We start from the raw sequence: 22,747 nt of genomic DNA on the forward strand, positions 1-22,747 counted from the left end.
ATTTAGAGACAACATTGACGCGATAAAGCGACAACCCATCGTAAAATGGAAATATTTGTCGCGATCAGCGGTCGGGGATTGAGGCCACAATGGCTGCCATAGCAACAGCAAGAGATGACAACCGCGCCCGGCAATCGCGTTCTCCCGCAGAATTGCGCGACATGTTTGGCGCCAACCTGCGTCATCTGGCACAGCAATACCCCTCCATCTCCGAACTGTCGCGGCGCCTTGGCATCAACCGGACGCAGTTCAATCGCTACATGTCCGGCGAAAGCTTTCCGCGGCCTGACGTTCTAGACCGGATCTGCTGCTTCTTTGATGTAGACGCGCGTATCCTGCTGGAGCCGGTCGACACAGTTGGCAAACAGGACAAGATCCTGCACGGCGCCTTTCTCAATGATTTTCTGGGCCATGGGATCGAGCAGCTGAGCGAGCAAATCTTCCCCTCTGGCTATTACCGTTTTACCCGGCGCAGCTTCATCAACGGGGACAGTTTTGTCGTTGGTCTGGTGCGCGTAAGCCGCGACGGAGGCGGCGTCGCCTATATCAAGGGTTTTGAGGCCAAGGATGCGATGCGGTTTCAGGGCCTGCCCGAAGACCCGGCATCACGCGAGTTCCGTGGCGTGCTCAGCTGTCACGAGGACGGCGTCGCCTTCCTGATTTCACGGCGCCGCGCGATGACTTTTTCCTTCAACTACTTGGCGCGCGTGGCCTCGCTTGAAAACAATTTCTGGGTTGGCTACGTGGCCCGCACCGTGCGCGAAAGCGGCGATGAACGGGTCACCCGGATGGTCTATGAATACCTCGGCCGCGACATGGGGCCTGCGCTGGCCGTGGCCCGCAATGCGGGCTTTGTGAGCGAAGAGGACCTGCTGCCCTACCACCGCCGCCTGCTGCGCATCAACGAACCGTTCTCCTGACCAGGGACGCCCTGCCGCCCTAGGTCGGTGATGTGGCGAGCCGGTAGATGTGCCAAGTGGCGTGGCCAAGCAACGGCAGCACCACCGGCAGACCGGCAAAGGCGGGCAGCATGGCCGCAAAGGTCAGCACCGCAATCAGCACCGCCCAGAGCATCATCAGCGCAAAATTCCGCTGCACATAGGTGAAGCTGGTGATCATTGCAGTGACAAAATCCACCTCTCTGTCCAGCAGCAGCGGCAGAGAGATCACCGTGATCATATAGAGCAGCAACGCGAACAACGCGCCTACAACCGTTCCGACTGCCAGCATCGTAAGCCCCTCGACCGACAGGAAGACATCCAGCGAGGTAGAGATATTGGTCATGGTCGACAGCCCCAGAAACAGGGCAAAGATCATGTGGCCAAGGAAAAACCAGAACAGAAACACCACAATGATGATGGCGCAGATCGACGGCAGCTGGCGGCGGCTTTGCTGCAGAACCACCCCCAGAATGGCCCGGGCATCCATTGCCTGCCCCTGTTCGCGCCGGTGTGAGACCTCATAAAGCCCTACGGCAGCAAAGGGACCGATCAGGGGAAATCCGATGGCCGCCAGCACCAGCCAGAAGGTGGTGCCGGTCTGCGCGGTAACCCAGGCCATCGCCCAACCTGCCAAGACGTAAAACCCGGCAAAGAACAACCCGTATCCGGGTTTGGCCAGGAAATCCGCCCAGCCGCGTCGCAGCGCCTCACGCAGGATCCCTGCGGTCATCGGCTGCATTTCCGGTACACCAAATGCCTTTTCTGTCATCGAAACGCTTCCTCCCCGAAACGTTTCCCCTCCCCCGGGTCCTCCTTAACCCTGTGGAGGGGCGTTTTGCGGCCATTGCGTGGCCGCGTGATACTGCTGGCCCAGTGCCAGGATATTCTGATCCTGCCCCTGTGCGCCAAAGATCTGAATGCCCATCGGCAGGCCCGCCTCGCTGAACCCCGCAGGCGCGCCAAGGCAGGGCAGCCCCAGCAGGCTGACCGGCACCACCACCTGCATCCAGCGGTGATAGGTGTCCATCTCAACGCCTGCGATCTCCCGCGGATAATCGATATCGACCGGGAACGGCCAGCATTGCGCCGTCGGCAGGATCAGGGCGTCGTAGTCCTGGAACAGCCGCGCTGCGGCCCGCTGCCAGTCAGAGCGCGCGTCAGACGCCTCCTGCACCTCTTGCGCTGTCATCGAAAGGCCGCGCTCCAGCTCCCAGATGGCAGTGTCCTTCAGATGCTCGCGCCGATCATTGAACACCCGCAGGCCCGCCGCCACGGCAAAGGAGCGCAGGGTAATCCAGGCCTCCCAGATGCGTTCCGCCGGGAACGGGGGCGCCACGGCTTCAACCGTATGCCCCAAGTCCTCGAACGACTTTGCCGCCGCCTCGCAAAGCTCAAGGATCCCCGGCTCCATCGGAAAGGCCCCGCCCCAGTCGCCGAGCCAGCCGATCCGCATCTTTTCGACCTCCGGCAGCGGCATCACCGGAGCCCCACCCGAGGCCAGCGGTTGCCGCGGGTCCGGTCCGCTCATCACGTCCAGGAGCAGACCGATATCCTCGGGGCTACGCGCCATCGGGCCAAGCGTCGCCAGAGGATGCAGGAAGACGTCTCCCTTGGGTTCTGACGGCACCCAGCCCCAGGTCGGGCGGAAGCCGTAGACATTGTTCCAGCCTGCCGGGTTCCGCAGGGATCCCATCATGTCGGATCCATCCGCCAGCGCCACCATCCCGGCGGCCAACGCCACCGCTGAGCCACCGGAAGAGCCGCCACAGGTCCGCGTGGGATCAAATGGGTTGTTGGTCGCGCCATAGACCGGGTTAAAGGTATGGGAGCCGAGGCCGAATTCGGGGGTATTGGTCTTGCCGATCAGGATCGCCCCCGCCGCGCGCAGGCGCGATACGAACAGCTCATCCTCGGTCGGGACAAAATCCTTCATCAGGGGGGAGCCCTGGGTCGATGCGATGCCTTTGACGTTGGCAAGATCCTTGATCGCCATCGGCAGCCCGTGCAGCGGCCCCAGCGGTACATTGGCGGCGCGCATCGCGTCGGCACGGCGCGCCTCTTCCATCAGCTCTTCTGCCGGGCGCAGTCCCACGATGGCGTTCAGATCCGGGTTCACCGCCTCGATCCGCGCCAGGGTATGCTCCATCAGCGCGGCGGAAGTCAGGCTACCATCTTGCAATTGGGCCAGAATATCGCTGGCAGAGCTGTAATCTGTCATAGTCGGCGTGACTCCGTTCATTTGTTAAACAGAGCCTAGCCGCAGATTTTTACAAAGGAAAGCCGTGACTTGCCCCGAGGCTAACCTCGGGTCACCCTTAGGCCGCCGGATTACTCCGCCTGCGCGTCCGCGCGGCTCTTGCCGGACACGTTCATCGCCAGCGTCGCCGCCATGAAGCCGTCCAGATCGCCATCCAGAACGCCCTTGGTGTCAGAGGTCTCGTGCCCGGTGCGCAGATCCTTGACCATCTGGTAGGGCTGCAACACGTAGGACCGGATCTGGTTGCCCCAGCCCGCGTCGCCCTTGTTCTCGTGGGCTTCGTTGATGGCCGCGTTGCGACGATCCAACTCCAGTTGATACAGGCGCGATTTCAGGGCCTTCATGGCGATGTCGCGGTTCTGGTGCTGGGATTTTTCCGAGCTGGTCACCACGATCCCGGTGGGATGGTGGGTGATCCGCACCGCCGAGTCGGTGGTGTTAACGTGCTGACCGCCCGCACCGGACGAACGGTAGGTATCGATACGGATATCCGCCGGGTTCACTTCGATGTCGATATTGTCGTCCACCACCGGGTAGACCCAGACCGAACAGAAGGAAGTGTGACGCTTGGCAGCCGAGTCATAGGGTGAAATCCGCACCAGACGGTGCACGCCGCTCTCGGATTTCAACCAGCCATAGGCATTGGGGCCGGAGATCTTGTAGGCGGCGGATTTGATGCCTGCCTCTTCACCAGCGCTTTCGGATTGAAGCTCGACCTTGTAGCCTTTCTTCTCGGCCCAGCGGACGTACATGCGCGCAAGCATCGAAGCCCAGTCGCAGCTTTCAGTGCCGCCGGCACCTGCATTGATCTCAAGGAAAGTATCGTTGCCGTCCGCCTCGCCGTCCAGCAGCGCCTCCAGCTCCTTTTCGGCGGCCTTGTCCTTAAGCGCCTTCAGAGCGTCCTCAGCGTCGGTGACGACCTCCTCGTCCTCTTCCATCTCGCCAAGCTCGATCAGCTCCATATTGTCCGCCAGATCCTGCTTGATGCCCTTGTAGGTATCAATCGCATCGACCAGCATCTGACGCTCGCGCATCAGTTTCTGCGCCGCTTCGGGATCGTCCCACAGTCCCGGATCCTCGACCCGGGCGTTGAATTCCTCCAGCCGGAACTCCGCAGTTTCCCAATCGAGCCGCTGGGCGAGAAGCTCCAGCGATTTTTCAATCTCGGTCACGATATTCTGGGTTTCAGCGCGCATCTTGGGAGTATCCTGTCATGACGTTCAGGCTGGCGTGATAGCCCAGAGACCAAGGCAGAACAAGGGTCTGCGCCTGTCCATCGCCAAGCAGTGCGTATAGGCGGCCGACAATCGCGCCCCGCGCGCAATACCCCCGTCAAAGCCGGTGGCCGCAAAGGCACAGGCGGGCGGTCAGTAAAGGCCGCCCGAACTGATGGTGCCAAAGCTGGCCTTTGGCCCCAGAACCGCGGTTCCACCGCTTGAGGTGGTAACCTTGCGCCCGGATTGTTCGACCTCTTCGATCAACGGCAGGCTGGAGCCCATGGCAAAGCCGCCATCGAAGGTCATGCCAAAGATCGGCTCAGCCCCGTCGCGGAAGTATTCCGCCACCACATAGGCACCCGAAGCATCATCCGGCAAAGGCGCGCCGGTATAGCGGTCGATCTTGATGAAATGGCCGCCTTCGGGCACTTCGAAGGGACCGCCGCCGAATTTCTCGACCGCCTTGGTCATGAACTGCTGGAACACCGGCCCGCACATGGTGCCGCCATAGGCGCCACGTCCCATCGGGCGGGGCTGGTCAAAGCCCATGTAGCAACCCGCAACGATATTGGAGGTAAAGCCGACGAACCAGACATCGCGCGAATCGTTGGTGGTGCCGGTTTTGCCCGCGGTGGGCACCGGCAGGTTGATCACGCTGGAGGCGGTGCCGCGGTCGACAACCCCCTTCATCATCGAGGTCAGCTGATAGGCGGTGATCGGATCCATCACCTGTTCGCGGTCGGCAACGATACGCGGTGCTCGTCCAGGCTCCAAGGAAGCCACGGCGCAATCGACGCAGTCGCGGTCATCGTGGCGATAGATTGTCTTGCCAAAGCGATCCTGAATGCGGTCCACAAGGGTCGGCTGCACCCGCTGGCCGCCATTGGCGAACATCGCATAGGCTGCAACCATCTTGTAGAGCGTGGTTTCCTCGGCCCCCAGCGAGTTAGCCAGATAGGTGCCCATATTGTCATAGACGCCAAAGCGTTCCGCATAGCCCGCGACCACCGGCATGCCAACCTCTTGCGCCAGTCGGATGGTCATCAGATTCCGGCTCATCTCGATCCCTGTGCGCAGCGGCGTCGGACCGTAGAACTTGTTACTGGAGTTCTTGGGCCGCCACAGACCCTGCGGCGTGTTGATCTCGATCGGGGCGTCGACGATGATGGTCGCCGGGCTGTATCCACTGTCCAGCGCCGCCGCATAGACGAAGGGCTTGAAGCTCGATCCCGGCTGACGCTGCGCCTGGGTGGCGCGATTGAACACCGAATGCTGATAGGAGAACCCGCCCTGCATCGCCAGAACGCGGCCCGTGTTCACGTCCATCGCAACGAAACCGCCCTGCACTTCGGGGACCTGCCGCAGCGACCAATGGCTAAAGGCATCGTCTTTCATCTCGGCGCGGACCAGCACCACGTCTCCACGGGTGAAGTTGTCCTTGAAATTGCCCTTCATCCACTTGATGTCAGAGCGCGGCACGCTGCCGGTTTCGGCAACGCCTTCTACGCCAACGGTCAGCGACTGATCGGCCACTGTCAGCACCACGGCAGGCAGCCATTTCCCACCCAAGTCGATGTCGCGGGACACATCGGCTTGTCCCAGCGCCTCGCGCCAAGTCTCTTCGGAGGCGAGTTCCTCTTCGGTGAGAGTTACCCCTGTGCCCTTCCAGATACCACGCGAACGGTCATATTTCTCCAGACCTTTGCGCATCGCCAGCGCGGCCTCTGTCTGCATTTCCTCGTCGATGGTGGCGCGGACGGTGAAACCACCGGTAAAGAATTCGCCTTCCCCAAAGTCCTGCGACAGCTGGCGGCGAATTTCATCGGTAAAATAATCGCGCGGCGGCAGAGCGGTACGGAAGCTTTCGAAATCGCCATTCTGGACCGAGCGCAGCGGCTGTTCGACCTCCACCTTGTAGACGTCTTCGGAGATATAGCCGTTCTCGTACATCTCGCGCAGAACGTAGTTGCGCCGGGCAAGCAGCCGGTCCTTGCGCCGAACCGGGTGATAATCTGACGGCGCCTTGGGCATGGAGGCCAGCGTGGCAGCTTCGTGCGGGGCCAATTCGCCAAGGGTCTTGTTGAAATAGGTCTGCGAGGCCGCCGCAACCCCGTAAGAATTCTGACCCAGGAAAATCTCGTTCAGATAGAGCTCAAGAATTCGGTCCTTGTCGAGCGTTTCCTCAAGCCGGGTGGCGAGGATGATTTCCTTGATCTTGCGCTCGGCCTTACGGTCACCGGACAGAAGGAAGTTCTTCATCACCTGCTGGGTGATGGTCGAGGCACCGCGCACGTTGGACCCGCGCGAGCGAACCGCTTCAATCGCGGCGGCAGCAATACCACGGGCATCATAGCCTGCGTGGGAATAGAAATTCTTATCTTCGGCAGAGATGAAGGCCTGCTTCACCAGCGCCGGGATCTCGTGCGACGGGGTGAACAGGCGGCGTTCTTCGGCGAATTCGTCGATCAGCTGTCCTTCGCCCGAATAGATCCGGCTGATGGTCGGGGGCTGGTATTGCGCCAGGGATTCGTGGCTGGGCAGGTCGCGCCCATACATCCAGAAGACCGCGCCAATGGTCAGTGCAACCACCGCCACGCCAAGCGTGATGGTACTGAAAATGGAGCCGAAGAAGGATAGAATGAACCTGAGCACGGAATAAAGCCTCTCTCGCACGGTCCCGCCTATATAGAAGCCCCTGCGAATGGGGTCAAAACGGGAAGCGGCGAATATATGCCGCTGGTATCAGGAAAACCATAGAGGATTCGACGCCAAAGCAACAGGCGTGGTTGCGTGCGAACTATGGGTCGGCACCTGCGCGCCGATCCCCATGGGCGCCTTTTTCCTGCTTTCCGGCTACTGGCGTACCAGCGGGCGCAGCGCATCATCGCGGATACGCCATTCGATCAGGCCAGACAGAACACCGCGCGCCGCCTGAGCGCGCCACTCCGGGTCCTTCAGATTCTTCAGATCGCGGGCGCTGGACAGGAAGCCGATTTCGATCAGGACCGACGGGATATCCGCCGATTTCAGCACCGAAAATCCGGCCGAGCGCATGGGCCGCCGGTTGAGCGGTCCGCCCTGTTCCGCCAGCCCTTCGACGATGGCGCGCGCCAGCGCCTCGCTGCGTGGCTGGGTTTCCTGCCGGGCAAGATCCAGCAGCACATCCGTCACCAGATCATCCGCCGCGCTAAGGTCTGTCCCAGACAATAGATCCGACCGGTCGTGCCGCTCGGCCAGGGTGGCCGATGCCTTGTCCGAAGCCTCTTTCGACAGGGTATAGATGGTCGATCCCCGCGCGCCGCCTTCGGAGAGGGAATCTGCGTGCAGTGAGATGAACAGATCCGCCCCGGCCTGATGCGCCAGCGCAATCCGGCGCTCCAGCGATACGAAGTAATCCCCATCACGGGTCAGCTGCACCGAAAACTGGCCCGAGCGCACCAGCATTTCGCCGAGTTCAAAGGCAAATTGCAGCATCAAGGTCTTTTCATCGAGGCCGCCCTCGACCTGCGCACCGGGATCGATGCCGCCATGCCCCGGGTCCAGCACCACCAGCAGCGGCGCATTGTCATCACGCGGGGCAGCCGGTGTCAGCGGCTCGGGCGCGGGCAGGTCCCAGCGCCGGTCCTGCGGGGCGCCCGCATTGGCGGCGAACTGTTCGGCATCTGTTTTGTCCAGCGTGACCGACAGGATCGCGCCCGCTGTTACCGGATCGACCTCCATCCCGGCGGCGCTAACCTGCATCGGTCCGGCCAGCGCCAGAACCATGCGCGACCAGCCCGGCACATAGGTTCCGAACTGCACATCGCGCAGGTTTTCGCCTTGGATCAGGTTCTCCCGGCGCAGCCCCGTCCAGTCCACCTCCTGAAAGTCGAGCACCAGACGCGGAGGGTTGTCGAGCGTGAACAGGCGATAGGGCACCCCCTGACTAAGGTGCAGATCAATCTCTGCCCCCTGCCCCGCATCCCTGATGCGGCTCTGCTCGGCATCAATGCGCGCGAGCCCGGAAAACCCCTGCGCCATGGCCGCGCCGCCCAGAAACAGCGCCGCGATGATCGCCAATATCCTGCCTGTCATCCTGTTCCTGCCCATTCTGTTTTGCTTCTGACCAGCGGGTGTTTGCACCCACCGCCCCCATCGCCTTTGACGGGGACCTTAGCGGTTTTCCATGAAACTGCGCAGACGCGACAGCCCTTCTTCGATATCGGCGGTGGAGCGCGCATAAGAGAACCGCAGCGTTGTGGCACCCCGGACCGGATCGAAATCCAGCCCCGGCGTCACCGCAACCCCGGCCTTTTCCAGAATTTCGGCGGCAAATGCACGGCTGTCCTGCGTCAGCTCCGACACATCCGCGTAGACGTAGAACGCCCCGTCCGGCGGTGCGATATTGCTGAAACCCGCCTTGGGCAGCCCCTCCAGCATCAGTTGCCGGTTGCGGGCATAGACCGCCAGGTTTGCCTGCAGTTCCTCCTCGCAATCCATCGCGGCCAGCGCCGCCACCTGGCTTGCGTGCGGCGCGCAGATGAACATGTTTTGAGCCAGACGTTCCACCACCCGCACATGATCCTCAGGCACCACCATCCAACCAACGCGCCAGCCAGTCATCGAGAAATACTTGGAGAAGGAGTTGATCACATAGGCATCATTGGTCAGCTCCAGAGCGGTGACCGCTTTGGCCTCGTATTCGATCCCGTGGTAAATCTCATCCGAGATGAAGGCTGCGCCAGCCTCTCGCGTAGCGCCGATCAGCGCCGCCATGGCATCGCGGTTCAGCATCGTGCCGGTCGGGTTCGCCGGAGAGGCCACCATCAGCCCGGCGAGATCAAGCCCGGAAAGATCGCTTGGCACCGGCTGAAGGCGGTTTTCCGCTGCCGTTTCAATATCCACCGGCGTTAGCCCCAGTGCATGCAGGATCTGCCGGTAGGACGGATAGCCCGGCGCGCCGATGCCGACCCTGTCACCGCTGTCAAAGAGCGCCGTGAAGGCTAGCAGGAACGCCCCGGACGAGCCGGAGGTCACCACCACGCGCCCAGGATCCAGATCCACGTTATACCATTCGCCATACATGCGTGCGATACGTTCGCGCAGCGCCGGAATCCCCAGCGCCACGGTATACCCTAGCGCATCATTTTGCAGCGCCCTGACCAGCGCTTGCTGCGCCGCCTCCGGCGCCCCGGTCGAAGGCTGGCCGACCTCCATGTGAATGATACGGCGCCCGGCCTCTTCGGCCTTGCGGGCGGCCTCCATGACATCCATCACAATAAACGGATCGACCTCTGAGCGGGTTGAGTTTCGCATGATGTTCTCCCATGGTGCGCGCATGACTTTTGACCGTTTCTCTCGTCTGGCGTCAATCCCGGCTCTGGTGTTTTGCCTGCTGGCCTATGCGGCGACGGCCGTGCAGGCGGCATCGATCACCCTGTTGCGGGACGCAGATGTGGAACAGGCGCTGAACCGGCTTGCGGCGCCGGTTCTGCAGGCGGCGGGGCTCAATGCGCGGCGCACCAAGATCCTTGTGGTCAACGAGTCGAGCTACAACGCCTTTGTTTTGGATAACCGCACGATTTTCGTGCATTACGGCCTGATCCTCAAGTCCGACAGCCCCGAGATGCTGCAGGCCGTTTTGGCCCATGAAGCAGCCCATATCGCAAACGGCCATCTGGCCCGGCGGATGCAGAACATGCGCTCGGCCGGAAGCGCGGCCGGGCTGGGCATGGCCCTGGCGGTTCTAGCCGCCGCTGCGGGCGCAGGCAGCGAGGCTTCGACCGGGATCGCCATCGGCACGCAAAGCTCTGCCCTGCGCGGCTTCCTGTCACACACCCGCGCCGAAGAGGCTTCGGCCGACCGCTCGGCGGCGGGGTATCTGAGCCGCGCTGGCGTCAATCCGCAGGGGCTGGTCGACCTGCACCAAACCTTTGCCGGACAAGAAGTGCTGAGCGCCCAGCATCAGGACCCCTACATGCGCTCGCATCCACTCAGCCGCGACCGCATCCGCGCGGCGCAGGCCTATGTCGCCAGCCACGGCACGGACGTCGCCACCGATCCGCAGGCGGACTACTGGTTCGCCCGGCTGCGCGGCAAGCTTTCTGCCTTCGTCCGCTCTCCGAAATGGACGCTGCGGCGCGCAGGTAGCGAGAGCCACAAGGATGTCCGCCTCATGCGGGAGGCGATCGCCTATCACCGGCTCAACAATCGCAAGAAGGCGCTGACCGCCATAAACGGCGCCATCGCGCTGCGCCCCAAGGATCCGTTTTATCACGATCTCAAAGGTCAGATCCTGATGGAAAACCGCGACTGGAATGCAGCTCTTTCCAGTTACGGGCAGGCGGTCGCGCTGGCCCCCTCGGACCCGCTGGTTCTGGCCAGCTATGGCCGGGCGCAGCTTGCTGCTGGGCAGCCTCGGGCCGCGCTCAAATCGCTGGAAAAATCCCGCGGCATCGATTTTCGCAACACGGTGCTGCTGCGGGACATGGCCCAGGCCTATGCTAAAACCAAACAGACCGGGCTTGCCGCGCTGGTGACAGCGGAACGCTATGCCCTGCAGGGGCGTCTGGACGACGCCGGTCTTCATGCCAAACGCGCCACCGCGCTTTTGCCCACCGGATCGCCAGCCTGGCGCCGGGCGCAGGACGTGCTGGTGGCCTATGAGAAAACACAGAAAAGGAAACGAAAATGATCCGTGTTACACGTGCAGCAGCAGGTGCTGCCACTGCTCTTGCGCTGCTTGGCGCCCCCGCGCAGGCGCTGGACCTTTCGAACATGAGCGCCGCCGAACGCGAAGCTTTTGGCGTCCAGGTGCGGGAATACCTGATGGAAAACCCCGAGGTGATCCTTGAGGCCGTGAACCTGCTGGAGCAACGTCAGGCCGCCGCCGAAGCCACCCGCGATCAGGCGCTGGTTGCCGACAACCTGCAGGAGTTGGAAAACGATGGCTATTCCTGGGTCGGCGGCAACCCCGAGGGCGACATCACCTTGGTCGAGTTCATGGACTATCGCTGTGGTTATTGCCGTCGCGCCGCTCCCGAGGTGGCGGAGCTGCTTGCCAAGGATGGCAACATCCGCTGGGTGGTGAAGGAATTCCCGATCCTGGGCGAAGCCTCGGTGCTGTCGTCGCGCTTTGCCGTTGCAACCAAACAGCTGGCTGGCGGCGATGCGTACAAATCCGTGCACGAAGCCCTGATGGAGATGACCGGCGAGCCGGGGGAAGTCGCCCTGCGCCGTCTGGCGGATGGTCTGGATCTGGATGCCGACGCCATCCTCGCCCATATGGATTCCGAGGACGTCACCCGCGAATTGCGCCAGACCCGCGATCTGGCCCAGCGTCTGTCGATCTCCGGCACGCCCACATTTGTTCTGGGCGGTGAACTGTTGCGCGGCTACCTGCCTGCTGATCAGATGGAAGTTCTGGTGGCAGAGAACCGCAAGAACCGCGGCTGACCCGCGCTGCGACCGCAGCCCGAGAAACGCACTGAAACGCAAATCGGGGCGCCCTTGGCGCCCCGTTTTGTTGGACCTGCATATAGCACCGGTATGGGGCCGTCTGCTTATTCTGCGGCGGCGGCCTCAGCAGCGTTGATTTCTGCAGCCTTTTGTTCGACCTGTTCGACGATGTGGTCGACCATCTCTTCGTTGCTCATCTTGTGGCTGGCTTTGCCCGCGAGATAGACCATCCCGGCCCCTGCCCCGCCGCCGGTGAAACCGACATCCGTCATCAGCGCCTCACCCGGCCCGTTCACGACGCAGCCGATGATAGACAGGCTCATCGGTGTGTGGATATGGGCTAGTCGCTCTTCCAGCGCTTCAACCGTCTTGATCACGTCGAACCCCTGCCGCGCGCAGGAGGGACAAGAGATGATATTGACGCCGCGGTGCCGCAGACCCAGCGATTTCAGGATCTCAAAGCCGACCTTTACCTCTTCGACTGGATCGGCAGAGAGGCTGACGCGCAGCGTATCGCCAATGCCCATCCACAAAAGCTGCCCCAGACCGATGGCCGATTTGATGGTGCCGGAGACAAAGCCCCCTGCCTCGGTAATCCCAAGGTGGATCGGCGCATCCGTCGCCTCGGCCAGTTGCTGATAAGCGGCTGCCGACATGAAGACATCAGAGGCCTTCACCGAAATTTTGAACTCGTGGAAATCGTGATCCTGCAGGATCCGGATATGATCGAGACCGCTTTCGACCATCGCTTCGGGGCACGGCTCACCGTATTTGTCGAGCAGGTGCTTTTCCAGCGAACCGGCGTTGACGCCAATCCGGATCGAACAATTGTGGTCGCGGGCGGCTTTGATCACTTCGGCGACGCGTTTTTCATCGCCGATATTGCCGGGATTGATGCGCAGACAGGCGGCGCCTGCCTCGGCTGCCTCAATCCCGCGTTTGTAGTGGAAATGGATATCCGCAACGATGGGCACCGGGCTTTCGCGCACGATTTCCTTCAGCGCCTTGGACGAAGCCTCATCCGGGACCGAGACGCGCACCAGATCCGCGCCCGCCTCCGCGGCGGCCTGCACCTGGGCGATGGTCGCAGCGACATCGGTGGTCAGCGTATTGGTCATGGTCTGCACCGCGATGGGCGCATCCCCGCCAATCGGCACGTTCCCTACATGGATCTGGCGGCTCTTGCGGCGCTCGATATGGCGCCAGGGTCGAATGTAATTCAGCGACATGCGGTCCGTCCCCTATGGTCCTGCTGCTCAGCCGGTAGATACGTGCTGCGGGCCGCGTCTGCAATGGCAGGCGCGGTCAGACACAGTAAAAGCGGAAAAAGGATCAGTCCTGTGCGCTGTCGACCTGCAGCTGCGCCACCAGGGTCGCAAGGGCGCGGTTGCGGTCATCCTCAAGATCGGCAACCTCGAACCGACCCGAGATCGCATCCGGGGACAGATCGACATTCTTGGTCACCCGTCCACGCTGGCCCACGGGACCAAAATGCTGTCCATTGACGGCAAAATAGATGCCGCTGCTTTCCCCGGTCTTCAGGGTCGGTGCAACTTCGGTCAGGGGAATCTCGAACCGGTCGCCCGGCTCCATGATCCCTTCGAAGATGACGCTGCCATCCGCGGCGGTCACCTCGACCCATGCCGGACGTACGGCAAGCATTTCCGCGCTTGGCGCCACCTCTTCGACAACCTGCGGTACCGTCAGCTGCTGCCCGGCGATGTCCGCAGGCAGGCTGGCCTCCGCCAGTTGGATGGATGGCAGATCGGGTTCGGCAAAGTTGCCAAAGGTGCGCGGATCAAGCGTTGCAATCGGCGCGTCCCGGGCTTCGAGCACTGGAACATCCAGCGCCTGAGGGCGATAGAGCCGGTCCAGCGCCGCTGCCGCAGGATCCGTATCCGCATTCGCCAGGTTCAGCTGCGCGCCTTGCAGCGGGTCCACATCCGCCAGCACAAGCGGCGTCTGATCGACCGGTGCAAACTGCACCTGCTGCACTTCTTTCAGGATGCTCCAGCCGCCGTAGCCGATGCCAGAGATCAGCGCCGCCAGCACCATCAGCGATCCGATGGCCCGTGGCTCCACATGACTGAACAGACCACCCGCAGAGGGGGCAAAGGGCGTGTTGGGCGAGGTGAACGGATCGCTGCCCAGCCCACTGGCATTTGCCGCTTGTGCACCGGTTGCAGCCTTTGCCTTACGCACCGAGGCCTCGGCCGACATGCCGTGGGCAACCGTAAAGCCGCTTTCACGGCAGAAGGTTTCAAACGCCTCTTCGGGATCCATGTTCAGATAGCGTGCGTAAGAGCGCACATACCCGGCGATAAAGCCGGGCGTGTCAAAAACTGAAGGATCGGAATTTTCAATCGCAGCGATGTAAGACGCCTTGATGCGCAACTCTCGTTGCACATCAAGCAGGGATTTCCCCATGGTTGCGCGCTCGCCGCGCATCATGTCGCCAAGCCGCAGCTCAAAGTCGTCAAAACTTTTGGGCGCGGATGGCTCACCCTGCTCTTTTGATTTGCGCTGAGTAAGGCGCCCGATCATGCCTGCTGTCCCATCTTTACCTGCCGCAACCGGATTTTGATGTCTGCAGAATCACCCTAACGACTCAAGCTGACCAATCCGTTGATGAAACGATAACACACTCAACAGTTTTGAACACAGAACTGTGCACTACCCGGCCAATTCGGCGCGATTCAGCGCACAATGCGACCAAAGACCGTCCATTGCCTTGACCAAAGCGTCGATTTCCAGCGGCCCATGCACCGGCGACGGGGTAAACCGCAGCCGTTCGGTGCCGCGGGGCACGGTGGGGAAGTTGATCGGCTGAACATAAATGCCGAAATCCGACAGCAGCATATCGCTCAACTTCTTGGTGTGGACCGGGTCACCGACGATGACCGGCACGATGTGGCTGCCGTGATCGATGATCGGCAGGCCCAGCCCCTTGAGGCGCATTTTCAGGATCTTTGCCTGTTCCTGATGCTTCTCGCGCAGCTCGGGCGCGGTCTTGAGGAACGCCACCGAGGCCGCCGCCCCGGCTGCAACCGTCGGGGCCAGCGAGGTGGTGAAGATAAAGCCGGGCGCATAAGAGCGGATGGCGTCACACATCTTGGCCGAGGCCGCGATATAGCCGCCCATCACGCCAAATGCCTTGGCCAGGGTTCCATTGATGATGTCGATACGGTCTGCCAGACCGTCACGCTCAGCCACACCGCCGCCACGTGGGCCGTACATGCCCACCGCATGCACTTCGTCGAGATAGGTCAACGCGCCAAATTCATCGGCCAGATCACAGATCTCTTCGATGGGACCGAAATCGCCATCCATGGAGTAAATCGATTCGAAGGCAATCAGCTTGGGCGCCTCCGGATCGTCTGCTTCCAGCAGTTCGCGCAGATGAGCCACGTCATTGTGCCGGAAGATACGCTTGGCACCGCCGTTGCGGCGCACGCCTTCGATCATCGAAGCATGGTTCAACGCATCGGAATAGATGATTAGGCCGGGGAACAGCTTGGGCAGGGTCGAAAGCGTTGCGTCATTGGCCACATAGGCCGAGGTGAACAGCAAGGATGCCTCCTTGCCGTGCAGATCCGCCAGTTCGGCCTCAAGGCGTTTGTGATAGACGGTGGTGCCCGAGATGTTGCGGGTTCCGCCGGAGCCTGCGCCAGTTGCATCGATCGCCTCATGCATCGCGGCCAGAACCACCGGGTGCTGCCCCATGCCAAGGTAATCGTTACCGCACCAGACGGTGATATCGCTTTCGCTGCCATCGGGACGGGTCCAGACCGCATGCGGGAACTGTCCGTTCTTCCGTTCGATATCGATGAAGGTCCGGTAGCGGCCTTCTTCGTGAAGGCTTTCAATCGCTGCGTCGAGTTTCGCGGTATAGTCCACCGGCATCTCCATAGCTGTAAGTCTGGCACCCAGGGCGCTGGCGCGAAGGCAGTCCCATTCACATTTATGAATAACTACCCTAGACGCCGATTTTGATCAACTGCTTACGCAAAAGGCATGTTGCGCAACATTGATGCAGGTCAAATAGACCTAAGCAACTGAGCCCACAACCCGGCGCGGACGGCTATTTCCTGACAATTGCGTGGCCCGCGGCGCTGAAAGGCGCCGGTCATAGAGGATCGGAAACTTTGGTAAATACCTGCATGGTCAGCCGGCTATGGCGGTTCATCCCCTCGTCCAGCTTCCCCACTGGCGCCTCTTTGACGGCGCTGCTACGGTCCGCGACAAATCATCACAAACCATAATCAGAACGCAGGAGTGAGACATGTCATTGAATGAAGTGCTGGACCGGATCGACGCCGATGTGAACGCAGCAACGGACCGGCTGCTGGACCTTCTGCGGATCCAGTCCGTCTCGACCGACCCGGCCTACAAGGCAGAATGCGAAAAGGCGGCTGACTGGCTGGTGGCAGATCTCAAATCCATCGGCATCGACGCCGAAAAACGCGTAACCCCCGGCCACCCTATGGTGGTGGGCCACGTGGGGCAGGAAAACAAGGACGCGCCGCATGTCCTGTTCTACGGCCACTATGACGTGCAGCCGGTCGATCCGCTGAACCTGTGGAAGACACCGCCGTTCGAACCGCAACTGGAAGAGACCGAAAACGGCACCGTCATCCGGGGCCGCGGCGCCTCGGACGACAAGGGGCAGTTGATGACCTTTGTCGAGGCCTGCCGCGCCTGGCAGGCGATCCACGGCTCCCTGCCCTGCCGCATCACCTTCTTCTTCGAAGGCGAAGAGGAATCGGGCTCGCCGTCGCTGGTGCCCTTCATGAAAGAACACGCCGAAGAGCTGAAAGCGGATATCGCGCTGATCTGTGACACCTCCATGGTGTCGCGCGGCGTGCCCTCCATCGCCTCGCAGCTGCGCGGGATGCTGAAGGATGAATTCACCCTGGTCGGCCCGCGCATCGACCTGCATTCCGGCCACTATGGCGGGCCGGGCCTCAACCCGCTGCGCGAAATCAGCCGTATCGTTGCCTCCTTCTATGATGAGGAAACCGGCAAGATCGCCGTCGAAGGCTTCTATGAGGGCGTGAAAGAGGTGCCCGAGGACCAGATGCGCCAGTGGGAAGGCTGCGGTTTTGATGCAGACGACTACCTTGGCAACGCCGGTTACACCCAGGCCCATGGCGAAAAGGACCGCAGCATTCTGGAGCAGCAATGGGCGCGCCCGACGCTGGAAGTCAACGGTCTGTGGGGCGGCTACAACGGCGCCGGATCGAAAACCGTGATCCCGTCCGAGGCGCACTGCAAGATCACCTGCCGTCTGGTGGGGGATATGGACCCCGACGCGCTGCGCCTGAAGATCCGCAAGCATATCGAAGACCGCCTGAAGCCCGACTGCAAGGTGGTCTGGGACAACGATCTGGAAGGATCGCGCGCTTCGGTGATGGATATCACCCGCCCCGAATTCACCGCCGCCCGCGGCGCGCTGAGCGACGAATGGGAGCGCGAGGCGGTCTTCTGCGGCATGGGCGGATCGATCCCGATCGCGGGTTTCTTCAAATCCATCCTCGGCATGGAATCGATGCTGATCGGGTTTGCAAATGAAGATGACGCGATCCATTCGCCGAACGAGAAATACGACCTCAAGAGCTTTCACAAAGGCATCCGCTCCTGGGCGCGGGTTCTGGAGGCACTGACCAAGTCGTAAGGGGCCAAGATAGGGGAGCGGCGGCTCCCCGCCATGCCCGGCCCTGTGGGCCGGGCATCCCTCATTCAGGGAAGTCACACCACTCAGGGAGGTCAGGTGGATGGCATCAGAAATCGAAACAGGCCGCGCCGAGGTGAACGGCCAAACGATTGCCTACACCCAGCAAGGCAGCGGACCTGCCGTTCTACTGCTGCATGGGTTCCCACAAACCCGCGCCATGTGGGATGCCGTGGCACCACGCCTTGCCGAACAGTTCACCGTGGTGACTGCCGATCTGCGCGGATATGGCGACAGCAGCAAGCCAGACGACATGACCGCGATGAGCTTTCGCGAGATGGGCGCCGATCAGGTGGCGCTGATGCGTTCATTGGGCCATGAGAGCTTTCACCTCGTCGGCCATGACCGTGGCGCACGCACGGCGCATCGCATGGCGCTGGACAGCCCCGAAGCAGTGGCCAGCCTGACAGTGATGGACATCATCCCCACCCACCTGCTGCTGGGTGATCTGCACCAAGAGGTCGCCCGCGCTTATTACCACTGGTTCTTTCTGGCGCAGCCCGCGCCCTTTCCCGAGCGGATGATCGGGGCGGACCCGGACTACTATTTTGAAAGCTGCATGTTGGGCTGGGGCGGCGCGACGCTGGAGGATTTCCCGGCCGAGGCGCTGGCGGCCTACCGCAAGAGCTGGCGTGATCCGGCCTGCATCCATGCGATGTGCAACGATTACCGCGCCGCAATCGATGTGGATTTCGCGCTAGATGCCGCTGATCTGAACTGTCAGGTCTCCTGCCCCGCGCTGGTCCTTTATGGCGCCACCGGCGCTATGGCGAAACAATATGATGTGGAGGCAACCTGGGCGCCCCGCCTAGCCAACATGCGCGCTGCGGCCATTCCGGGCGGGCATTTCTTCGTGGACCAGCACCCATCGGAAACCGCGGAAGCGCTCCTGGACTTTCTTAGTGAACAACCAGCGTTCTGACATCCGGTGTTCTTGGCGCCGATGGTGTCGGCTACATGGGCACTGAGCCTGTGCAGACTCTCCCGACCTTGGCCGATGATAGAAGGCACAGCGCGGCCGCCCCCCCTTACTGCCAATACCCCGCTCTGCAGGCAGCCTACCCCTTGCGTGCGCGCAGGTCTCTTGCGGCCTTGAGCACCAGCAGCACCAAGGGGGCGCCGTGCATCAGCAGATCGAACCCCTCGAGGGCGCGCTGCAATTCCCCTGCAAACAGCATCCTGAGCTTTTCCCACAGGTGCGGTTCGGGGAAGAAAGGCGCCAGCCCCAGAAGCAGTGCGACAATGATCGCAGTCGTCCAGTCGATGGAATCCAGCAGTTTCATGACACGCGCATCTGGTCCTGATTTTTCGAGGAAAAAGGAAGTGGCGCGGTTGACGGGGCTCGAACCCGCGACCCCCGGCGTGACAGGCCGGTACTCTAACCAGCTGAGCTACAACCGCGCATGGCCTATATAAGGCGTTCCGACCGGTCCCATTTCGGGACTTCCCATTGTCACATGGGACCAGACTTATGAGTGGCGCGGTTGACGGGGCTCGAACCCGCGACCCCCGGCGTGACAGGCCGGTACTCTAACCAGCTGAGCTACAACCGCGCATGGATCTCATATCATCTGCCTTTCGGCCTCCCCCATCCGGAGCGGACCCTGGTATTGCCCAAGGCGGGCAGGCAGCAGTGGCGCGGTTGACGGGGCTCGAACCCGCGACCCCCGGCGTGACAGGCCGGTACTCTAACCAACTGAGCTACAACCGCTCGCTGCCCGTTCAGCATCTCTGCCGAACGTTGGGGTGTAATATTCCTAGGCCTCGGGTATCGTCAAGCGGTGTTTTGTCATTTTATCCGCTTTCGGCCAAAAAAATTCATTCCCAGATGTAAAGCATTGAAACCAAGAGGAAAGCTCCCTATCCCTCCACGCACTCGCGAACCAAAGACCCGTATTCGCCCCGTCTCCGTGAACCAGAGCAACTGTCGGATCAGCAATAGCGCTCAGGGCCGATCCACTGCTCATCCGAATAGCGGTCGCCATGCGCCCATCCCACGGGCAGCACAGTCTCGATCCGTTCCAAGTCCTCAGGCGTCAGCGTCAGATCCGCGCCCGCGACGCATTCCTCAAGGTGTTTGACGCTGCGAGTCCCGGGGATCGGGATCACGTGGTCACCGCGGGTCAGCAGCCAAGCGTTGGCCAAAGCTGCCGCCGAGGTCCCCATCTGCGCCGCAAGTGCACGGAACTTATCGGTGATCCGCAGGTTCTCACTCAGATTCGGCTCCATGAACCGCGGGTTGCCAGCAAGGAACGGCAGTTGCGGGATCCGCGCCTTCGGAATCGGGTTGTCTGTCAGCAAGGAGCGCCCCACCGGCGAGAAAGCCACAAAAGCCACCCCGAGTTCGGCGCAGGCCTGTACCAGGCCAAGATCGGGGAACCGGGTCGACAGGGAATACTCTGACTGAACCGCAGTGATCGGAAAGGCCGTCATAGCGCGGCGCAGAGTCGACGGCGCCACCTCAGACAGGCCAATCGCGCGCGTCTTGCCCTTTTCCACAAGACGACCGAGGTTCGCCGCCGTTTCCTCGGGCGTGAAACGCGGATCGCGGCGGTGGGCATAAAACAGATCGACGCAGTCCACCCCCAGCCGCTGCAGGGATTTGTCCAGCTCTGCCTCAAGATGCTCAGCCGAGTTGTCAAAACACCGGTTGCCCTCCCCGTCGCGGGTGATCGTGGCCTTTGTCGAGATCATAAACTCATCACGCGCCCCGGGATTGGCGCCCAGGTAACTGCCGATGGCGTTCTCGGATTTACCCATGCCGTAGATATTGGCGCTGTCCAGCAGCGTCACACCCAGATCCCGGCAGCTGTCGAGAATGGCGTGGCTTTCGGCCTCATTGGTGGGGCCGTACATGTCTGAAAAGGACATCGCGCCATAGCCGATGCATCCGACCTCTGGTCCCTGGGCTCCAAGTTTGCGCTGCTTCATGAACTCTCTTTCCGGCTTCGATTATGTGTTCGTCCGGCGCATCGTGCCGAAAAGAAGCCCGTTTGTCGAACGCTCTTCCCCGTCGTTCTTGCCTGCCCTTTGACGCTCAGGCAGGATCAGGCCCATCGCCATTTCCCGCTCCGCGTAAGGACGCCCATGTTCGACATCCTGTCAGACCGCACCTATCGCCATCTGTTTCTGGCCCAGGTCGTGGCGCTGATCGGGACTGGACTTGCCACCGTTGCGCTGGGTCTGCTCGCCTATGATCTGGCAGGCAGCGGCGCGGGGCTGGTGCTCGGCAGTATCTTCACGATCAAGATGATCGCCTATGTGGGGATTGCACCCATCGCCGGGGCCTTTGCCGACCGTGTGAACCGCCGCGCCCTGCTGGTATCTCTGGACCTCGTGCGGGCGGCAGCGGCCCTGTGTCTCCCCTTCGTCACCGAGGTCTGGCAGGTCTATGTGCTAATCTTCATGCTGCAATCCGCATCAGCTGCCTTTACTCCCACATTCCAGGCCACGATTCCGGACATCCTGCCGGAAGAGGACCGATATACAAGGGCGCTGTCGCTGTCGCGGCTGACCTATGATCTGGAGAACATCGTCAGCCCGACTCTGGCGGCGCTGCTGCTGGCCGTCATGGCCTATGACACGCTGTTCCTTGGCACGGTCGCCGGTTTTATAGGCTCGGCCCTGCTTGTCGTCTCAGTGCTGCTGCCCAGCCCCAAATCCACCCAGCGGCGCGGTATCTACGACCGCACCACCCGAGGGATCCGGATCTATCTGGCCACGCCGCGGCTGCGCGGTCTTCTGGCGCTCAATCTTGCGGTCTCGGCCGCCGGAGCCATGGTGCTGGTGAACTCGGTGGTTCTGGTGCGCGGAGAGTTGGGCCTGAGCGAAAGCAATGTGGCCTGGGCGATGTTCGCCTTTGGCTTCGGCTCGATGCTGGCGGCGCTGCTGCTGCCCCCTGTGCTGGACCGGGTGCCGGACCGGCCAGTCATGCTGTCCGGCGCCGGGCTGCTGGTTGCGGCATTGCTGGGGCTGGCGGCCCTGGTGGCGATTACGGGCCTCAGCTGGGGTGGGCTGCTGATCAGCTGGTGCCTGGTCGGCATCGGCTACTCGTCGGTCATGACCCCCTCCGGACGGCTGTTGCGCCGCTCTGCCCATGCCGAGGACCGCCCGGCCATCTTTGCCGCGCAGTTTGCCCTCTCCCATGCTTGTTGGCTTCTGACCTATCCGCTGTCTGGCTGGCTGATGACCGCCTTTGGCACGCTCACGGCGCTGATCCTGCTGGCGGCGCTTTCTCTTGTCGGGCTGCTGCTGTGCCGTTTCCTCTGGCCTGCCCATGCCCCCTCGGAGATACCCCATAGCCACGCGGATCTGCCGCCGGATCATCCACACCTGCTTGAGCACGGAGATGAGGCTCACAAGCACGCCATCATCATCGACGATCTGCACCGCGACTGGCCGACGCGCGGCTGACAATCAGGCGCTCCCCACGCTGCTCCCAGCCGGCGCACTCACCTCCCCCACGCCAACGTGATCCGCCCGACCTTGCGCAAGCCATGCCGGTATTCGAAACCCGCCGCGAATAGAAAGGATACCCCTATGCCCAAAGCCGTAATATATCGCATGGATTTGCCCAATTACACCTGTGGCTTCGGCACGGCAGCCCTTGACCTGCTGCGTCGCGAAAAATTCGATATCGAAGAACATGTGCTGCGCACCCGCCGGGAAACAGATGTCTTCAAGGATAAGCACCACGTCACCACAACGCCGCTTGTGTTTATCGACGGGGAGAAAATTGGTGGCTTTACCGAGCTGAAGAAACACCTCAAGGCCCAGAAGCCGAAACCAAAACGGTTCTGGAAACGCTGATCCACAAGCCCCCCCGGACATGCACGCGGAGCAAAGGCGCGCATAAAGCGGGGGGACATGACCACGTTGCCTGCCCTCTGCGCGCCGCAGGAAAGGCTTTCTGATCAGTCAATGAACGGGGTAGAGCCATCCCACTCCGAAGGGCTCACTGGCGTCTGCACCTCCACCGTTGGCGCAGCTGCGGATGTGGTTATGATATTATTCTGCCCCAGCCCCGCAAAGGCCGCCCCGTACTTGACCTGCCCCCCGCTGGTCCCTCGCTCATGACGAGAGTCTGCGGGTTTGATTTTGGTAGTCGTCGGTTTCGGGTTTGGCAAGCGCGGCAGGCGCGGAGCCCTCAAATAGCTCAAGCGCC

The 22,747-nt window shown here is 61.8% G+C and carries 18 protein-coding genes and 3 tRNA genes; 7 read left to right on the plus strand and 14 right to left on the minus strand.

The window, feature by feature from the left end; genetic code table 11:
* Positions 1–161 precede the first annotated feature (161 nt).
* Positions 162–920, plus strand: a complete 759-nt coding sequence (locus SM764_RS14330; protein WP_065270606.1) for a helix-turn-helix domain-containing protein — start codon at positions 162–164, stop codon at positions 918–920.
* 19 nt (positions 921–939) lie between these two features.
* On the opposite strand, the gene SM764_RS14335 is transcribed toward SM764_RS14330, so the two are convergent.
* From SM764_RS14335 to SM764_RS14360, 6 genes are all read right to left on the minus strand, one after another.
* Positions 940–1,710, minus strand: a complete 771-nt coding sequence (locus SM764_RS14335; protein ID WP_369002084.1) for a DUF2189 domain-containing protein — start codon at positions 1,708–1,710, stop codon at positions 940–942.
* A gap of 45 nt (positions 1,711–1,755) precedes the next feature.
* Positions 1,756–3,159 carry an amidase gene (locus SM764_RS14340; protein ID WP_369002085.1) on the minus strand — a complete coding sequence of 468 codons (1,404 nt, stop codon included), beginning with the start codon at positions 3,157–3,159 and terminating at the stop codon, positions 1,756–1,758.
* Positions 3,160–3,269: 110 nt separating this feature from the next.
* Positions 3,270–4,394 (minus strand): peptide chain release factor 2, encoded by a 1,125-nt coding sequence (gene prfB / locus SM764_RS14345; RefSeq protein ID WP_065270609.1) that lies wholly within the window; start codon positions 4,392–4,394, stop codon positions 3,270–3,272.
* A 171-nt stretch (positions 4,395–4,565) separates the two neighbouring features.
* Positions 4,566–7,067, minus strand: a complete 2,502-nt coding sequence (locus SM764_RS14350) for a penicillin-binding protein 1A (RefSeq protein ID WP_274833378.1) — start codon at positions 7,065–7,067, stop codon at positions 4,566–4,568.
* Between the two features lie 201 nt (positions 7,068–7,268).
* Positions 7,269–8,489: an N-acetylmuramoyl-L-alanine amidase gene (locus SM764_RS14355; RefSeq protein WP_347508988.1), complete on the minus strand. Its 1,221-nt coding sequence runs from the start codon at positions 8,487–8,489 to the stop codon at positions 7,269–7,271.
* A gap of 78 nt (positions 8,490–8,567) precedes the next feature.
* On the minus strand, positions 8,568–9,710 hold the full coding sequence (locus tag SM764_RS14360) for a pyridoxal phosphate-dependent aminotransferase (RefSeq protein WP_368948031.1): 1,143 nt from the start codon (positions 9,708–9,710) through the stop codon (positions 8,568–8,570).
* Between SM764_RS14360 and SM764_RS14365 the strand changes: the two genes are divergently transcribed.
* On the plus strand, positions 9,709–11,088 hold the full coding sequence (locus SM764_RS14365) for a M48 family metalloprotease (protein ID WP_368948177.1): 1,380 nt from the start codon (positions 9,709–9,711) through the stop codon (positions 11,086–11,088). The two genes, SM764_RS14360 and SM764_RS14365, sit on opposite strands and share 2 nt — an antisense overlap.
* Positions 11,085–11,849: a DsbA family protein gene (locus SM764_RS14370; RefSeq protein WP_369002086.1), complete on the plus strand. Its 765-nt coding sequence runs from the start codon at positions 11,085–11,087 to the stop codon at positions 11,847–11,849. Before SM764_RS14365 ends, SM764_RS14370 begins: the two co-directional genes overlap by 4 nt.
* 107 nt (positions 11,850–11,956) lie before the next feature.
* Here SM764_RS14370 and ispG read toward each other — a convergent pair whose 3' ends face one another.
* The 3 genes from ispG to hemA all read right to left on the minus strand — a co-directional run bounded on the left by ispG (position 11,957) and on the right by hemA (position 15,749).
* Entirely contained in the window at positions 11,957–13,081 is a 1,125-nt protein-coding gene (ispG, locus tag SM764_RS14375; protein ID WP_369002087.1) for a flavodoxin-dependent (E)-4-hydroxy-3-methylbut-2-enyl-diphosphate synthase, read from the minus strand.
* Positions 13,082–13,184: 103 nt separating this feature from the next.
* The gene (locus SM764_RS14380) at positions 13,185–14,396 is read right to left on the minus strand and encodes a helix-turn-helix domain-containing protein (protein ID WP_369002088.1); all 1,212 of its coding nucleotides are present in this window, start codon (positions 14,394–14,396) and stop codon (positions 13,185–13,187) included.
* A 129-nt stretch (positions 14,397–14,525) separates the two neighbouring features.
* Positions 14,526–15,749, minus strand: coding sequence for a 5-aminolevulinate synthase (gene hemA, locus SM764_RS14385; RefSeq protein WP_274838992.1), 1,224 nt, complete (start codon positions 15,747–15,749; stop codon positions 14,526–14,528).
* A 385-nt stretch (positions 15,750–16,134) separates the two neighbouring features.
* Between hemA and SM764_RS14390 the strand changes: the two genes are divergently transcribed.
* Together SM764_RS14390 and SM764_RS14395 are read left to right on the plus strand one after the other, a co-directional pair.
* Positions 16,135–17,526, plus strand: coding sequence for a M20/M25/M40 family metallo-hydrolase (locus tag SM764_RS14390; protein WP_274828939.1), 1,392 nt, complete (start codon positions 16,135–16,137; stop codon positions 17,524–17,526).
* 100 nt (positions 17,527–17,626) lie between these two features.
* Positions 17,627–18,505 carry an alpha/beta fold hydrolase gene (locus tag SM764_RS14395; protein WP_368948028.1) on the plus strand — a complete coding sequence of 293 codons (879 nt, stop codon included), beginning with the start codon at positions 17,627–17,629 and terminating at the stop codon, positions 18,503–18,505.
* Positions 18,506–18,641: 136 nt separating this feature from the next.
* On the opposite strand, the gene SM764_RS14400 is transcribed toward SM764_RS14395, so the two are convergent.
* The 5 genes from SM764_RS14400 to SM764_RS14420 all read right to left on the minus strand — a co-directional run bounded on the left by SM764_RS14400 (position 18,642) and on the right by SM764_RS14420 (position 20,514).
* Entirely contained in the window at positions 18,642–18,866 is a 225-nt protein-coding gene (locus tag SM764_RS14400; RefSeq protein ID WP_369002089.1) for an RND transporter, read from the minus strand.
* Between the two features lie 41 nt (positions 18,867–18,907).
* Positions 18,908–18,984: transfer RNA gene (locus tag SM764_RS14405), tRNA-Asp, on the minus strand.
* A 75-nt stretch (positions 18,985–19,059) separates the two neighbouring features.
* Positions 19,060–19,136: transfer RNA gene (locus tag SM764_RS14410), tRNA-Asp, on the minus strand.
* 81 nt (positions 19,137–19,217) lie between these two features.
* Positions 19,218–19,294, minus strand: a tRNA-Asp gene (locus SM764_RS14415).
* A 221-nt stretch (positions 19,295–19,515) separates the two neighbouring features.
* A complete protein-coding gene (locus tag SM764_RS14420; protein WP_368948026.1) occupies positions 19,516–20,514 on the minus strand; it encodes an aldo/keto reductase in 999 nt (332 codons plus the stop codon).
* A 156-nt stretch (positions 20,515–20,670) separates the two neighbouring features.
* Here SM764_RS14420 and SM764_RS14425 point away from each other — a divergent pair, with 156 nt between their 5' ends.
* Together SM764_RS14425 and SM764_RS14430 are read left to right on the plus strand one after the other, a co-directional pair.
* Positions 20,671–21,996, plus strand: coding sequence for an MFS transporter (locus SM764_RS14425; RefSeq protein ID WP_369002090.1), 1,326 nt, complete (start codon positions 20,671–20,673; stop codon positions 21,994–21,996).
* A 126-nt stretch (positions 21,997–22,122) separates the two neighbouring features.
* The gene (locus tag SM764_RS14430; RefSeq protein ID WP_116560280.1) at positions 22,123–22,392 is read left to right on the plus strand and encodes a glutaredoxin family protein; all 270 of its coding nucleotides are present in this window, start codon (positions 22,123–22,125) and stop codon (positions 22,390–22,392) included.
* Positions 22,393–22,747 lie beyond the last annotated feature (355 nt).

It is taken from the genome of Pseudophaeobacter sp. 1A16562 (assembly GCF_041008785.1).
Classification (GTDB): Bacteria; Pseudomonadota; Alphaproteobacteria; order Rhodobacterales; family Rhodobacteraceae; genus Phycobacter; species Phycobacter gallaeciensis_A.